This window comes from Nocardioides sp. NPDC023903 (genome assembly GCF_040639295.1).
Taxonomy (GTDB): domain Bacteria; phylum Actinomycetota; class Actinomycetes; order Propionibacteriales; family Nocardioidaceae; genus Nocardioides.
On sequence record NZ_JBEZZS010000001.1, the window covers coordinates 63960 to 78658 of the forward strand.

General features: G+C 69.8%; 14 protein-coding genes. 10 read left to right on the top strand and 4 right to left on the bottom strand.

Features of this window, described 5'->3' with window-relative positions; genetic code table 11:
* Positions 1 to 143 precede the first annotated feature (143 nt).
* From AB0F44_RS00315 to AB0F44_RS00360, 10 genes are all read left to right on the top strand, one after another.
* A complete protein-coding gene (locus AB0F44_RS00315; RefSeq protein ID WP_357351551.1) occupies positions 144 to 920 on the top strand; it encodes an SDR family oxidoreductase in 777 nt (258 codons plus the stop codon).
* Positions 917 to 2272: a cytochrome P450 gene (locus tag AB0F44_RS00320; RefSeq protein ID WP_357351553.1), complete on the top strand. Its 1356-nt coding sequence runs from the start codon at positions 917 to 919 to the stop codon at positions 2270 to 2272. The genes AB0F44_RS00315 and AB0F44_RS00320 overlap by 4 nt, the downstream gene beginning before the upstream one ends.
* Positions 2269 to 2463 carry a ferredoxin gene (locus AB0F44_RS00325; RefSeq protein ID WP_357351555.1) on the top strand — a complete coding sequence of 65 codons (195 nt, stop codon included), beginning with the start codon at positions 2269 to 2271 and terminating at the stop codon, positions 2461 to 2463. Before AB0F44_RS00320 ends, AB0F44_RS00325 begins: the two co-directional genes overlap by 4 nt.
* The gene (locus tag AB0F44_RS00330; protein ID WP_350839166.1) at positions 2464 to 3063 is read left to right on the top strand and encodes a hypothetical protein; all 600 of its coding nucleotides are present in this window, start codon (positions 2464 to 2466) and stop codon (positions 3061 to 3063) included.
* Positions 3060 to 4544, top strand: coding sequence for an aldehyde dehydrogenase (locus AB0F44_RS00335; protein ID WP_357351557.1), 1485 nt, complete (start codon positions 3060 to 3062; stop codon positions 4542 to 4544). The genes AB0F44_RS00330 and AB0F44_RS00335 overlap by 4 nt, the downstream gene beginning before the upstream one ends.
* Positions 4545 to 4695: 151 nt before the next feature.
* A complete protein-coding gene (locus AB0F44_RS00340) occupies positions 4696 to 5442 on the top strand; it encodes an SDR family oxidoreductase (protein WP_357351559.1) in 747 nt (248 codons plus the stop codon).
* Positions 5439 to 6320: an NAD(P)-dependent oxidoreductase gene (locus AB0F44_RS00345; protein WP_357351561.1), complete on the top strand. Its 882-nt coding sequence runs from the start codon at positions 5439 to 5441 to the stop codon at positions 6318 to 6320. Before AB0F44_RS00340 ends, AB0F44_RS00345 begins: the two co-directional genes overlap by 4 nt.
* A 16-nt stretch (positions 6321 to 6336) precedes the next feature.
* Entirely contained in the window at positions 6337 to 6747 is a 411-nt protein-coding gene (locus AB0F44_RS00350) for a carboxymuconolactone decarboxylase family protein (protein WP_357351563.1), read from the top strand.
* Positions 6744 to 8357 (top strand): FAD-dependent oxidoreductase, encoded by a 1614-nt coding sequence (locus AB0F44_RS00355; RefSeq protein ID WP_357351565.1) that lies wholly within the window; start codon positions 6744 to 6746, stop codon positions 8355 to 8357. The genes AB0F44_RS00350 and AB0F44_RS00355 overlap by 4 nt, the downstream gene beginning before the upstream one ends.
* Positions 8358 to 8421: 64 nt before the next feature.
* A complete protein-coding gene (locus AB0F44_RS00360) occupies positions 8422 to 8847 on the top strand; it encodes a nitroreductase/quinone reductase family protein (protein WP_357351567.1) in 426 nt (141 codons plus the stop codon).
* 16 nt (positions 8848 to 8863) lie between these two features.
* On the opposite strand, the gene AB0F44_RS00365 is transcribed toward AB0F44_RS00360, so the two are convergent.
* Genes AB0F44_RS00365 through AB0F44_RS00380 form a run of 4 tightly spaced genes read right to left on the bottom strand, consistent with a single transcriptional unit; the run spans position 8864 to position 14553 of the window.
* Positions 8864 to 10102 carry a hypothetical protein gene (locus tag AB0F44_RS00365; RefSeq protein WP_357351569.1) on the bottom strand — a complete coding sequence of 413 codons (1239 nt, stop codon included), beginning with the start codon at positions 10100 to 10102 and terminating at the stop codon, positions 8864 to 8866.
* Entirely contained in the window at positions 10099 to 11706 is a 1608-nt protein-coding gene (locus AB0F44_RS00370) for a succinic semialdehyde dehydrogenase (RefSeq protein ID WP_357351571.1), read from the bottom strand. The genes AB0F44_RS00365 and AB0F44_RS00370 overlap by 4 nt, the downstream gene beginning before the upstream one ends.
* 59 nt (positions 11707 to 11765) lie before the next feature.
* The gene (locus AB0F44_RS00375; protein WP_357351573.1) at positions 11766 to 13388 is read right to left on the bottom strand and encodes a GMC family oxidoreductase N-terminal domain-containing protein; all 1623 of its coding nucleotides are present in this window, start codon (positions 13386 to 13388) and stop codon (positions 11766 to 11768) included.
* Position 13389: 1 nt separating this feature from the next.
* A complete protein-coding gene (locus AB0F44_RS00380) occupies positions 13390 to 14553 on the bottom strand; it encodes a steroid 3-ketoacyl-CoA thiolase (RefSeq protein ID WP_357351575.1) in 1164 nt (387 codons plus the stop codon).
* Positions 14554 to 14699: the final 146 nt, after the last annotated feature.

Genomic DNA, 14699 nt, shown 5'->3' on the forward strand with positions numbered 1-14699 from the left:
GCGACGGATGCTCACCGAGGTAACTCGGTCAGCGCGGCGGATGCTCACCGAGGTAACTCGGTCGGCGACCACCTACTTCGTGGAGTTCCGCGAGGTCAGTACGCATTCGCCGAGTTACCTCGGTCAGCATCCATGGAGGACGCGTGAAGTACGCACAGCCTGACCGCCGTCCGGCGGTCATCACCGGCGCCTCCTCCGGGATCGGCGCGGAGACCGCGAAAGCGCTGGCCACGGCCGGTTTCCCGGTCGCGCTCGGCGCCCGGCGCCTCGACCGGGTCGAGGAGATCGCCGCCGCGATCCGGGCCGACGGGGGAGAGGCGGTCGCGCATCCCCTCGACGTGACCTCGGACGACTCGGTGGCCGAGTTCGCCGACAAGGCGGTCGCCGATCTCGGCGAGATCGAGGTCGTGGTCAGCAACGCCGGAGTCACCCATCCGGGCGCGACCGTCGACGTCTCCACTGAGACCTTCGGCGGCCAGGTCGACATCAACCTGCTCGGTGCTCACCGGATCCTGCGCGCCTTCGGGCCCGGGATGATCGAGCGGCAGCGCGGCGACCTGGTCTTCCTCTCCTCCGACGTGGCCGTGAGGCCGCGACCGTTCATGGGAGCGTACGCAGCCTCCAAGTGGGGCCTGGAAGGCATGGTCAGCGCGCTCCAGATGGAGCTCGAGGGCACCGGCGTCCGGGCCTCGATCGTGCGACCCGGTCCCACTCACTCCGACATCGGCAACGAGTGGCCCGCCGAGCTCGGCGGGTTCGTGCTGGAGCAGTGGGTCAGGTGGGGCCTCGCGCGCCACCCGCACTTCCTCAAGGCCCAGGCGCTGGCCGACGCCATCACGTCGGTCGTGACCGCCAAGCGCGGCGTCCACATCAGCACCATCGACGTCAATCCCGAAGCCCCTGTGCAGGAGTCACGATGACGATCCCCACCGTCTCCACCGTCCTGGACGACCAGGACCCGAGCGTCCCCGAGATCATCCGCGGCACCGGACACCTGCCCGAGATGCGGGTCGACCCGATCTCGCTGTTCACCCGCGTCCGCGAGGAGTGCGGCGACCTCGGCCGCTTCCGCCTCGCCGACAAGGAGGTCGTCCTGGTCACCGGAGCCGAGGCCAACGAGGCGTTCTTCCGGGCGCCCGACGACGTGCTCGACCAGGCGGCTGCGTACCCGTTCATGACGCCGATCTTCGGCAAGGGCGTCGTCTTCGACGCCTCTCCGGAGGAGCGGCAGCAGATGCTGAAGAACCAGGCGCTGCGAGGCGACATGATGCGCGGGCACGCGCAGACGATCGAGGCCGAGATCCGCCGGATGATCGCCGGCTGGGGCGAGGAGGGGGAGATCGACCTGCTCGACTTCTTCGCCGAGCTGACCATCTACACCACCTCGGCGTGCCTGGTCGGGAAGCCGTTCCGCGAGGAGCTCGACTCCTCCTTCGCGCAGCACTATCACGAGCTGGAGCACGGCACGGACGCGATCGCGTACGTCGACGCCTACGCCGACATCGAGAGCTTCCGGATGCGCGATGACGCCCGGGAGAAGCTCGTCGCGCTGGTCCAGGCGATCATCGACAAGCGGGTCGCGCGGGGCAAGGTCGCTCGCGAGGAGCGAGACCTCCTCGACGTGCTCATCTCGATCGACATGGACACCGACACCATCACCGGCGTCTTCATTTCGATGATGTTCGCCGGCCACCACACCTCCTCCGGCACCGCGTCGTGGGCGATGATCGAGCTGCTGCGGAACCCGTCGGTGATGGCGGACGTCGTCGGCGAGCTCGACGACCTCTACGCCGACGGCAGCGAGGTCTCCTTCCAGGCGCTGCGCTCGATCCCGGTGCTCGAGGCGGCGCTCAAGGAGACGCTGCGGCTGCACCCTCCGCTGATCATCCTGATGCGGCTGGTGCGCGAGGACTTCGAGCTGCTCGGCGAGACCATCCCCGCCGGCACTCTGCTCGCCGCCTCGCCACGGGTCTCCAACCGGATCGAGGCCGACTTCCCGAAGGCGGAGTCCTTCGATCCGAGCCGCTACATCGACCCGCGCCAGGAGGACATGCAGAACCGCTGGACCTGGATCCCGTTCGGCGCCGGCAAGCACCGCTGCGTCGGCAACGCGTTCGCGATGATGCAGATGAAGGCCATCTTCTCGGTCATCCTGCGCGACTACTCGTTCGAGGCGGCGCAGCCGCTGGAGTCGTACGCCGACGACTTCACCAAGATGGTGATCCAGCTCCAGCAGCCCTGCCAGGTCCGCTACCGGCGGAGGTCGTCGTGAAGCTAGCCGCTGATCTTGGGCTCTGTCAGGGGCATCAGGAGTGCCTCGCTGAGGCCCCGGAGCTCTTCGCCTTCGACGACGACAACTATCAGGTCGTCGTACGCATCACCGAACCGTCCGAGGAGCAGCTTCCCGCCGCGCGTGCGGCCGTTAGGTACTGCCCCGCTTTCGCTCTGACCTTGGAGGACTGAATGGACCGCGCCGAGATCGAGGGGTTCTGGGCCCACTGGCTCGACCTCAACCGGAAGGCGGAGGCCGACGGCAACTGGTCGCCGCTCGCCGACGTGTACGCCGAGGACGCGACGTACGGCTGGATGTACACCCCCGACGAGCACTTCATGGCCGTGGGCCGCGAGCAGATCCGGGAGTGGGCGCTCGGCACCGAGATGGCCGGGCTCGAGGGCTGGCACTACGACTACCAGGCGACGGTCATCGACGACGTCAACGCCATGGTGATCGGCTTCTGGCGGCAGCGGGCCGGGATCGTCGACGACGCGACCGGAGAGGAGTACGAGATCCTTGGGATCGGCGGCTCCTGGTTCGGGGTCGCTCCACGGCCCGATGGCGACGGGCTGGAGTTCGCCTGGCAGCGGGACTGGTTCGACCTCGGGTCCACCGCGACCACATTCCTCGACATCGTCAAGGCGAAGAAGGCCACCGCCGGGCTGCTGGAGCGGATGTCGCTGAACGGCATCGAGCAACCCGGCCACTACCGCCTCGCCGACCTGCCCTCGACCGTCTGGCCGCCGCCGGTGGCGGCCGGGAACTTCGTGACCCAGGAGCCCGTGTGACGACCCGCAACCCCACCAACCCGCCCGCCCAGCAGCTCGTCGACGGCAAGCTCGGCGCGGCCAGCTCGGGCGAGACGTACGCCATCCTCAACCCGGCCACAGGGCAGGAGATCGGGCGCGCGCCCGACTCGACGGCCCAGGACATGGACGCTGCCATCGCGGCCGCGCGGAAGGCGTTCGACGAGACCGACTGGTCGACCGACGTGGCGCTGCGGATCCGGTGCCTGCGCCAGCTCCACCAGGCGATCCTCGACAACGCCGAGGCGCTGCGCGAGCTGACGACCGCCGAGGTCGGCGCGCCCGCGTTCCTGGTCGCCGGGCCGCAGTTCGACACCCCGGTCGAGACGTTGAAGTGGACCATCGACCTGGCCGAGTCCTTCGAGTGGGAGCGGGACCTCGGCGTCGGGGTCACGATGGGCATCTCCTCGCGGCGTACGGTGCGGCGCGAGGCCGTCGGGGTCGTCGCGGCGATCACGCCGTGGAACTTCCCCAACCAGATCAACCTGGCCAAGATCGGCCCGGCGCTGGCGGCCGGCAACACGGTGATCCTCAAGCCCGCCCCGGACACGCCGTGGCTGGCCGCGGAGCTGGGCCGGCTGGCGGCCGAGCACACCGATCTCCCGCCGGGCGTCTTCAACGTCGTCACTCCGCGCGACAACCGGGTGGCCGCGATGCTGGCCGAGGACCCGCGGGTCGACCTGGTCTCTTTCACCGGCTCCACGGCCACCGGCCGGGCGATCATGGCGGCCGCTGCGCCGAGCCTGAAGAAGGTCTTCCTCGAGCTCGGTGGCAAGTCCGCGGCGATCGTCCTCGACGACGCCGACGTCGCCTCGGCCGCCTCGATGGCGGCCTTCTCGGTGTCCGTTCACGCAGGCCAGGGCTGTGCCCTGACCACCCGGCTGCTCGTGCCTCGTGAGTCCTACGACGCGGCCGTCGAGGCGGCCGCGGCGACGATGGCCTCCCTCGGCGCGGGTGATCCGGTTGATGCCGGCACGATCTGTGGCCCGGTGATCTCCGCGGTCCAGCGCGACCGGATCCTCGGCTACCTCGCACTCGCCGAGCAGGAGGGTGGCCGCATCGCCACCGGCGGTGGCGTCGCGGTCCAGGACGGCGACCTCGCCGGCGGCTTCTGGATCCAGCCCACCGTCGTCGCCGGCCTCGACAACACCGCCCGCGTCGCCCGCGAGGAGATCTTCGGCCCCGTGCTCACGGTCATCCCGCACGACGGCGACGACGACGCCGTACGGCTCGCCAACGACTCGCCCTATGGCCTCTCCGGCTCCGTGGAGTCCGGTTCGCTGGAGCGCGCGAAGTCGGTCGCTGCCCGTATCCGCACCGGCACCATCGGCGTCAACGGCGGCCAGTGGTTCGGCCCCGACGCCCCCTTCGGCGGCTACAAGCAGTCCGGTCTCGGCCGGGAGATGGGCGTCGAAGGCTTCGAGGAGTACCTCGAGACCAAGCTGATCGCGGAGCCGGCATGACCGCGAGAACCGTGTTGGTCTCGACACGTGCTCGCTGGCGCTCGCCCGGCTCGACCAGCGAAACCGTTGGTCGAGCCGCCGGAGCCGCTAGGCGGAGGCGTGTCGAGACCAACACAGTCGCGAGCAGACCCGAGCGAGAGGAGCAAGCCCGATGAGGTTCAAGGACAAGGTCATCGTCGTCACCGGCGCCGCGCAGGGGATCGGGGAGGCGTACGCCAAGGGGCTGGCCGCCGAGGGAGCCGCTGTCGTCGTCGCCGACCTGAACGAGGAGAAGGGGCAGCAGGTCGCCAAGGAGATCGAGGCGGCCGGCGGAGTCGCGAGGTTCGTACGCTGCGACGTCTCCGACCACGAGTCGGCGGCCGCGCTGGTGGCCGAGACGACCGAGGCGTACGGCGGGATCGACGGACTCGTCAACAACGCCGCGATCTACGGCGAGATGGCCTTCGATCTGCTGCTCACCGTCGACTGGGACTACTACGAGAAGTTCATGAGCGTGAACCTCAATGGAGCCCTGGTGATGACCCGCGCCGTCTACCCGGCGATGCAGAAGCGGGGCGGTGGGGCGATCGTCAACCAGTCCTCGACCGCCGCCTACCTCTATTCCGGTTTCTACGGCCTGGCCAAGGTCGGCATCAACGGGTTGACCCAGCAGCTCGCCCACGAGCTCGGCGGGATGAACATCCGGGTCAACGCGATCGCGCCGGGTCCGACCGACACCGAGGCGACCCGCACCCAGGCCGGTGACGCGGCCAAGGAGATGACGAAGCAGATGGCGATCAAGCGCCTCGGCACCACCGAGGACATGGTCGGAACCGCGAAGTTCCTCCTCTCCGAGGACTCCTCGTGGATCTCCGGCCAGATCATCGCCGTCGACGGCGGCGGGACGTTCCGGCTGTGAACGCGCCGCCCAGGACACGCGCCGGGTTCGTCGGCCTCGGCAACATCGGCAAGCCGATGGCGCTCCAGCTCGCCGCCACCGACGGGATCGAGCTGTGGGTGCACGACATCGCCGAGGAGCCCGTCGCCGAGCTCGGCGCCGCCGGTGCGAAGGCGGCGGCCTCGGTCGCCGAGCTGGCCTCGGCCGTCGACGTACTCAGCGTGATGGTGCGCGACGACGACCAGGTGCGCCAGGTGCTCGCCGAGGTGCTCAGGTCTGTCGGTGACCGTCCGAGGCAAGACCCACTGACGGTCCTGGTGCACTCCACGGTGGCCCCGGAGACACCGGCCGAGCTGGCCGCGACCGCCGAGCCGCACGGCGTGAAGGTGCTCGACGCCCCCGTCTCCGGCGGCCCGATGGGAGCGGCCGAAGGCACGCTGGCCATCCTCGTGGGTGGCAGCCCCGAGGCGTACGCAGCAGCCGGCCCGGTCCTGACCGCGATGGGCTCCAAGGTGGTCCATGCCGGCCCGGTCGGCGCCGGGACCAGGTTCAAGCTGGCCCGCAACCTGCTCCACTTCGCCTCCTTCACCGCCGCCACCGAGGCCCAGCGCCTCGCCGAGGCGGCCGGGCTCGACCTGGTGGCGCTCGGCGACGTCGTACGCCACACCGACGCGATCACCGGCGGCCCGGGCGCGATCATGCACCGCGACACCACCGCGCCGATCGCCCCTGACGACTTCTGGCACGGCGTCTTCGGCCACGTGGTCGCGCTGGGGGAGAAGGACCTCGGCTTCGCGATCGCGCTCGCGGACGAGCTCGGCGTCGAGGTGCCGCTCGCGCGGCTCGCGCTCGAGCGGCTGGCGCCGGGGCTCGGGCTCCCCAAGGACGCATCCCACTGATCAAGGAACCATGGACATGAGTGACGACACCGCCAAGTTCGCCGACCTCCCCGAGCAGCGCGCCAGGGGGCTGCGCAAGATGGAGGAGGTCTACGGCTTCGACATGGCAGATGGCGAGGGCGACTTCTTCCGCTACACCGCCGACCACCTCTTCGGCGACATCTGGCAGCGCCCGGGTCTGACCACGCGCGATCGCCGGCTCCTGCTGATCGGCCTGCTCGCCGGCCAGGGCGCCGCGGACGTCCTCGGAATCCAGATCCCCGCGGCGTACGCCAACGGCGAGCTCTCCGAGGACGAGCTGCGCGAGATCGTGGTGTTCCTGAGTCACTACGCGGGGTGGCCGAACGGTGCCAGGATGAACACGGTCGTCGAGGAGACGATCGGGAAGGCCCGGAGGGAAGCTCAGCGGAAGGCCCAGCGCTCATGACGTACGTCATCACCCAGTCGTGCTGCAACGACGCCTCCTGCGTGGAGGTCTGCCCGGTCGACTGCATCCACCCCGGGCCCGACGAGCCGGGCTTCGGCGCCGCCGAGATGCTCTACGTCCACCCGGACGAGTGCATCGACTGCGGAGCCTGCGAGGACGCCTGCCCGGTCAACGCGATCTTCCCGGACTATGAGGTCCCGGACGCGTTCGCGCCCTACGTCGACATCAACGCCGCCTTCTTCGAGTTCACCGGCGAGCAGGACGAGTCCGCGCCGCTGCCGCCGCCGGGTGCCAAGATCACCGGCACTGGCCCGCTCAAGGTGGCCGTGGTCGGGGCCGGCCCGGCCGGTTGGTACGTCGCCGACGAGCTCGCCACCACCCGTCGCTGTGACGTCGAGATCACCGTCATCGACCGGCTCGCGACTCCTTACGGTCTGGTCCGCTACGGCGTCGCGCCCGACCACCTGGACACCAAGGAGATCGTCTCCGGCTTCGCCAAGACGGCTCGCCACCGCCGGGTACGGACGCGCTACAACGTCGAGATCGGGCGCGACGTCACCCATGATGAGCTCCTCGGCGCCCACCACGCCGTCGTTTACACCACCGGTGCTGGCGAGGGCCGCAGCCTCGGCCTGCCGGGGGAGGAGCTGCCGGGCTCGACCTCCGCGGCGGAGCTCGTCGGCTGGTACAACGGCCATCCCGACCGAGCTGAGCTCACCTTCCCGCTCGCGCACGAGCGCGCCGTGGTCATAGGCAACGGCAACGTCGCCCTCGACCTGGCCAGGCTGCTGCTGGCCGACGAGGCGGCGCTGACGGCCTCCGACCTGGCTCCGGCCGCGCTCTCGGCCCTGGCGGCCAGCGGCATCCGCGAGGTCGTCGTCACCGCCCGCCGCGGTGCCGAGCACGCCGCCTTCACCAGCCCCGAGCTGCGGGCACTGGCCGACGCCCCGGGCATCGACGTCGTCGTCGACGAGGCGGACCTGACCGCCCTGCCGACCGAGGCGGACACGACCGAACGCAACGCCCACACCTTCGGGGCGCTCCAGAAGGCCGACCTGCTCCGCGACCTGGCCGCCCGGCCGCGTACCGACGCCCCGAAGCGGCTGGTCCTCCGCTTCGGCCTGACGCCCACCGAGATCCTCGGCACGGAGACCGTCACCGGAGTGCGCTTCGCCAGCGGCGAGGAGATCGAGGCCGGGCTGGTGGTCCGGGCCACGGGCTACCGCTCCGCGGGCGTCGCGGGCGTTCCGAACGAGGCCGGCACCGGCCGGTTCCTGCACGAGGCCGGCCGGGTGGTCGGGGCCGAGGCCACCTACACCGCGGGCTGGGCGAAGCGCGGTCCCAGCGGTGTGATCGGCACCAACCGCGCCTGCGCCGCCGAGACCGTACGCACCCTCCTGGACGACTACGCCGCCGGCTCGCTCGCCGACCCCGCAGGCGAGCCCCTCGACGACCTGCTGGCGGCGCGCGGCGTGATCGTGGTCGACCAGACGGGCTGGAACACGCTCGACACGCATGAGTGCGAGTCCGGCAAGGAGATCGGTCGGCCGCGGGCGAAGGTGACCGAGCGGGAGGAGCAGGTGCGGATCGCCGCCCTTGCCCGCGTTTGACCGTGCCCGTTGGGGATGTCTGTAAGAGTGGTTGAAAACCGATTCCTCGGGGGAAAGGCACTCCATGTCAGGCAGCGACTACAAGGACTGGAACCAGTCGATCATCGACGAGTTCCGCTCGAACGACGGCAACGTGACCTCGGTGCCGTTCGGACGCGGGCTCGTGCTCGTGCACCACACCGGCGCCAAGACCGGCACCGAGAGAGTCTCGCCGGTCGCCAACCTCCACCCGGACCCCGACACCTGGCTGATCGCCGCCTCCAAGGCCGGCGCGCCCGAGAACCCGGCGTGGTACCACAACCTCCTGGCCCACCCGGAGACCAAGATCGAGACGCCCGACGAAGGGGTCGTCGAGGTCGAGGTGACCGAGCTGACCGGCGCCGATCGCGACGCCGCCTGGGATCGCTTCAAGGCGATGAGCCCCGGGTTCGGCGAGTACGAGGCGAAGACCGACCGGGTCATCCCGGTCCTCGCACTTCGCCGCCGCTGACGCGGGATCCGAGCGCTCAGACCGGTGTGATCGGCAGCGACCGGCGCGGCTCGAAGGCGAAGTCCGCGCCGGTGCTGAACCTCACCACCGCGACCTCGGAGGCCTCGGGAGCGGGTTCGGCGCGGCGTACGACCTCGACCCGCCAGCCGACCTCGACCGCACCGACCTCGACGTCGAGATGAGGGTCGAGGGCCTGCACCGCGACCCGGAGCGGAACGAACCATTCCGGCCCGATCAGCGAGACCCAGGCGCCGTCCTCGTCGGCGGCCGAGGGCCGGACGGTCAGCGCGTCGGCCTCCACCTCGACCGAGACGTACGCAGCGGGGTTGAGCATCGGATGGAGCGCGAGCAGCCGCAGGGCGCCCTTGGTGTCCGGCGGCAAGGAGAGGGCCCGGGCGAGGCGTGAGCCGGCGATGCCGGCGACCCCGACCAGCTGCTTGCGACGGATGTCGAGGAGCTGCTCGGGCGAGGTCACCCGGGACTCCAGCGCGAGCACGAAGCCACGGTCGAGCAGCGCCATCTGCAGGCAGACCTCGTCGGCGATACGGACCAGCGCGGAGTGGGAGAAGGCGGCCAGGTCGAGGTCGGAGACCAGCGGCCCGGCGTAGTCGGCGGCGCCGTCCTCGGACGGATCGATCGGTGCCAGCTCGAGCCGCGCCGCCCGGGAGAGCTCGTTGACGGCGAGCTCCGGGATCGCCACGGCCTCGGGATGGCCGTCGTCGATGGTCACGGTCCAGCGGCAGTGGGGCGTCCGGCCGGCCGGCACCCGCGGCGGCCGGTGGACCGGGCGCACCTGGGCCCGGGGGTGGGTCGCGATGGCGGTGGCGTCGAAGGTGGGGTCCTCGATGTCGTGGCACATCCCGCGGACGTACTCCTCACCCATCGGCTCGACGTCCATCAGCGCGCCGCAGTGGTCGAGGTGGAACTCGCCGTGTCGGTCGTCGTGGACGGTGTAGCGGAAGTCCATGAACTGCGGCGGCGCGCCGATGTCGAGCTGAAGACCCTTGAAGATCGTTGGTACGTCACCCTGCCCGGCGACCGCCGGCGCGTAGCCCAGCGCGGTCTGCATCCGTCGGGTGTAGATCGGCGAGGCGGCGGCCCACTCCACGATCGCGATCCGGAGCATCTTCTCGCGCCCGAAGGCGGAGATGCACCACGCCATCCCGGAGCGGTCGATCAGCTGGCCGATCAGGAGGAGCTCGCGGACGACCTCGGCGAGCTCCTCCCGAGTCAGCTCGGCATAGCGGGAGATCAACGAATGCCGAGCTTCCGCATCCAGCGCAGCGACATCTGCATCTGCTTGGCGTAGTCGTCGAAGGTCTGCTTGCCCTGCGGCCCCATGACCTGCTTCTTCAGGGTCGCGACGTTCTGGGTCTCGGTGTACTTCAGCAGCCCCTGGTCACCGTGACGGGCACCGACGCCGGACTGCTTCATGCCGCCCGACGGGGTCGACTTCGAGGCGTACGCGGTGGCGAGGCCGTCGTTGATGTTGACGTTGCCCGACTCGATCCGTGCCGCGATCGCCTGGGCGCGCTTGAAGTTCGTGGTCCAGACCGAGGCGTTGAGCCCGTAGTCGGTGTCGTTGGCCAGCTCGATCGCCTCCTCGAGAGTGGAGTAGCGGTGCAGCGAGACGACCGGACCGAACGTCTCGGTCACCCCGTGGAGCATCTCCTTGGTGGTGCCTTCCAGGATGGTCGGCTCGAAGAAGGTCGGCCCGATGTCGGGGCGCGCCTTGCCGCCGGTCAGCACGGTGGCGCCCTTGGCGACCGCGTCCTCGACGTGCGATTGCACCCGCGCCAGATGGTCGGGGGAGACCAGCGCCCCGAGGTCGGGCCCGAAGGCGTACGCCGCCTCAATCCGCATGTTCTCTACGGCGGCCACGAACTTGTCGCGGAACTCGTCGTACATCGCCTCGGGGATGTAGATCCGCTCGATGTGCATGCAGATCTGGCCGGTGTTGCCGAAGACGGCGAACATCGAGCCGCCGACGGTTTCGTCGATGTCGGCGTCGTCGAGGACGATCATCGGGTTCTTGCCGCCGAGCTCGAGACAGGCGCCGATCAGGTTGCGTCCCGCCTGCTCACCGATCAACCGGCCGGTCGCGGTCGAGCCCGTGAACATCGCGTAGTCGACGTTGTCGAGCATCGTCGGGCCGACGTCCGGTCCCTCGCCGCAGACCACCTGGAACAGACCCTTCGGCAGGCCCGCCTCCTCGAGCAGCGAGATCCCGAACAGCGGCGAGAGCGCGGTCTTGTTGTCGGGCTTGAGGAGCACGGCGTTGCCGGCCATGAGCGCCGGGATCGCGTCGGAGAGACCGGTCGCGAACGGGAAGTTCCACGGCGCGATGATCCCGACCAGGCCTCGCGGCGGGTGGCGCTCGATCGAGCTGGACAGCACCGGCATCACGCCGGGGCGCTTCTTGTCCTTGAGCAGCTTCGGCGCCCGCTTGAGGTAGTGCGAGATCACCATCGGCGGGTCGCAGACCTCCTCGAACGCGATCCGGCGGGCCTTGCCCGACTCGGCCTGGATCAGGTCGGCGATCTTGTGCTGGTTGCGCAGGATCAGCTCGTGGGCGCGCTTGAAGACGGCCAGCCGCTCCGGCAGCGGGGTCGCCGCCCACTTGTGCTGGGCAGCCCGTCCGGCTTCGGCGGCCCGCTCCACGTCCTCCGGTGAGGACTGCGGCAGCGCCACCAGCACCTCGCCGGTGTAGACCTCGGTCAACTTCCAGGACGCACCCGTCGAGGACGGGACCCGGGAGACCAGATCACTCAGCAGCTCCTCGGTGATCCAGTCGGGGCGGCGCGGTGTCCTGAGCTTGTCGAAGGGTACGTCTGCTGTCTTCGCGGTGTCAGTGCTCATGTCTGCTTCCGATCAGCGGTTGTCGAGGACGGCTCTACAGATTTTCGTCGAGAATGGCTCTACGCATTTTCGTCAAGGACGAAGGTCGCGCAACGGTCACCGATCATGACCGCGGGAGCGTTGGTGTTGCCGCCGATGATCGACGGCATGATCGAGGCGTCGGCGACGCGGAGGCCGTCGATGCCGCGTACGCGCAGCTGCGGGTCGACCACGGCCCGCTCGTCGACGCCCATCCGGCAGGAGCCGACGCCGTGGTAGATCGAGGTCGCGCGGTTGGTGACCTCGTCCTTCATAGCCTCGGCGTCGAGCGCCTTGCCGGGGTGGATCTCCGACTTGACCTGGTCGCCGAAGGCGGGGGCGGCCATGATCTCGCGGATCATCTCCACGCCCTCGAGCAGGACGCGCTTGTCGTCGGGCTCGGCGAGGTAGTTGAAGTCGATCAGCGGCTCGGCCATCGGGTCTGCGCTGCGCAGCCGCAGCGTTCCGCGCGAGCGCGGGTAGATCAGCGACGACATCACCGTCAGCGCTGCCCGCGGGTCGACCTCGTGGCGGATCGGCGCATCCTGGTTGGGGGAGGGGTAGGCCCAGGGGAGGACGTGCAGCTGCAGGTCGGGTACGTCGGTGGCCAGCGAGGTGCGTACGAAGCCGACCGTCTCGAAGACGGTGTGGCCGAGGATCGACCTGCCGACGGTCTGCTCCCTGAGCACCGCCTTGCCGAAGTAGCCAGCCGTGCCGCGGTGTAGCGCGGTCGGCATCTCCCAGGTGGTCGGGACGAACATGTGGTCGTGCAGGTTGTCGCCGACGGGCAGCTCGTGGATCGCGGTGATCCCGTGCTCGGCGAGGTGGGCGGAATGACCGATTCCGGAGAGCATCAGCAGCTGCGCGGAGCCGAAGACGCCCGCGGAGACGATGACCTCCTGGGTCGCCGAGATCGTCTGCGGACCCTGCCTGGTGAGGATCTCTACGCCCTTGGCCCGGCCGTTCTCGATCACGATCCTCGAGACGTGCACCTGGGTGAGCGTCGTCAGGCTCGGCAGCTCCTGGTCGTGGAGGTAGCCCCGCGAGGCGGAGTAGCGCAGCCCGTCGATCGCGCTCTGCTGGAACGTCGAGACGCCCTCCTGCTCGGCGCCGTTGTAGTCGTCGAGCACCTTCACGTCGAGGGTCTCGGCGGCCGCGCGCTGGAAGGAGAGCGAGGCCTCGGTCGGCCGCGGGTGCTTCATGACCTTGATCGGCCCGCCCGTGCCGCGGTAATCGGAGCCGCCGCCCTCGTAGTCCTCGACCCGGCGGTACGCCTCGTTGACCGAGTCCGCGTCCCAGCCGGTGTTGCCCTCGGCCGCCCAGGCGTCGTAGTTGGCCCGGTTGCCGCGGACCCACAGCAGCCCGTTGATGGAGGAGGAGCCGCCGAGCACCTTGCCGCGCGGCTGGGGGAGCTCGCGGTTGCGGGCGTGCTGCTGGGGGACCGTGTGGTAGCCCCAGTCGACGAGCTTCTTCAGCCGCGGCTCGGCGTGGAGCGGGCCGATCATGCCTGGCTTGGTCACCAGGTAGTTGCGTCTGTCGTTCTTCCCGGCCTCGAGGAGGATGACCGACTTGCCGGCCGCGGCCAGGCGGCCGGCGACGGCGCAGCCGGCCGAGCCGGCACCGACGACGACGTACTCGGCCTCCGTGACTTTCTCGCGGGCCATCTCAGATCCTCTCGATGATGGTCGCGGTGGCCTGCGCGCCGCCGGCGCACATGGAGACCAGGGCGGTGTTGGCGTCGCGACGCTCGAGCTCGTGCAGCGCCGCGGTGAGCAGACGGGTGCCGGTCGAGCCGACGGGGTGGCCGAGCGCGATCGCGCCGCCGTTGACGTTGATCTTCTCCTCGGAGACCTGGTGCACCTTGGCCCACGACATGACCACGCCGGCGAAGGCCTCGTTGACCTCGGCGATGTCGATGTCGCCGATCGTCATCCCGGTGTCCTTCAGCGCCTTCTCGGTCGCCTGGACGGGGCCGTCGAGGTGGTAGTAGGGGTCGGATCCGACCAGGTTGGAGGTGACGATCCTCGCCCGAGCCTTCAGCCCGAGCGAGGCGGCGACCGCGGAGTCCATGAGCAGCAGTGCCGAGGCGCCGTCGGAGATCTGCGAGGACGTGCCGGCGGTGTGGGTGCCGCCCTCGAGCACCGGGCTGAGTCCGGCCAGCTTCTCGAGCGAGGTGTCGCGGATGCCCTGGTCCTCGGTGACGGTGCGTACCGAGTCGGTGGGCTTGCCCTCGTCGTCGAGCATGGGGGCTTCGACGGCGAAGATCTGGCTCTTGAAGTGGCCGGCGTCGCGCGCCTGGCGGGCCTTGACCTGCGACCACAGCCCGAACTCGTCGACCTCGTTGCGGGAGAACCCGCGGTTCTTCACGATCCGGTCGGCGCCCTCGAACTGGTTGGGCAGATCGATGTTCCAGTCTGCGGGACGTGGGTCGCCCGCGCCCTTGGGCACGTTGGCGCCCAGGGGGATACGTGACATCGACTCGATCCCGCAGGCGATGCCGACCTTGATCTGGTCGGAGGCGATCATCGCGTTGATCAGGTGCGTGGCCTGCTGGGCCGAGGAGCACTGCGCGTCGATGACCGTGGAGCCGGTGTGGATCGGCAGCCCCGCGTGGAGCCAGGCGCGGCGGACCATGTTGTTGGACTGCTCGCCGGCCTGGGAGACGCAGCCGCCGATGACCTGATCCACCAGGTCAGGGTCGATCCCGGCGCGCTTGAGCACCTCGACCTGGGCGGCGCCGAGCAGGACGCCGGGGTGCAGGCCCGCGAGCCAGCCCTTGCGCTTGCCGATGGGGGTACGGACGGCTTCGACGATGACGGGCGTGCCCATGGAACCTCGCTCTTCGGGGGTTTCGACAAGTCGCTGGTGCGCGGGCGCGCACCGTCACGCCTGATGACGTGACACCGGTTACACTCGATTGTTCCAAAGTAGAACGTGTTCTCGTTTGGCGCAACCCTTTGCGTACTGAGCCTTGT

Bases quoted from the DNA above. Each gene is read 5' to 3' on its own strand.
- AB0F44_RS00380 (WP_357351575.1), bottom strand. From the start codon at position 14,553: ATGGGCACGCCCGTCATCGTCGAAGCCGTCCGTACCCCCATCGGCAAG.
- AB0F44_RS00330 (WP_350839166.1), top strand. From the start codon at position 2,464: ATGGACCGCGCCGAGATCGAGGGGTTCTGGGCCCACTGGCTCGACCTC.
- AB0F44_RS00375 (WP_357351573.1), bottom strand. From the start codon at position 13,388: ATGGCCCGCGAGAAAGTCACGGAGGCCGAGTACGTCGTCGTCGGTGCC.
- AB0F44_RS00360 (WP_357351567.1), top strand. From the start codon at position 8,422: ATGTCAGGCAGCGACTACAAGGACTGGAACCAGTCGATCATCGACGAG.
- AB0F44_RS00350 (WP_357351563.1), top strand. From the start codon at position 6,337: ATGAGTGACGACACCGCCAAGTTCGCCGACCTCCCCGAGCAGCGCGCC.
- AB0F44_RS00355 (WP_357351565.1), top strand. From the start codon at position 6,744: ATGACGTACGTCATCACCCAGTCGTGCTGCAACGACGCCTCCTGCGTG.
- AB0F44_RS00340 (WP_357351559.1), top strand. From the start codon at position 4,696: ATGAGGTTCAAGGACAAGGTCATCGTCGTCACCGGCGCCGCGCAGGGG.
- AB0F44_RS00320 (WP_357351553.1), top strand. From the start codon at position 917: ATGACGATCCCCACCGTCTCCACCGTCCTGGACGACCAGGACCCGAGC.
- AB0F44_RS00370 (WP_357351571.1), bottom strand. From the start codon at position 11,706: ATGAGCACTGACACCGCGAAGACAGCAGACGTACCCTTCGACAAGCTC.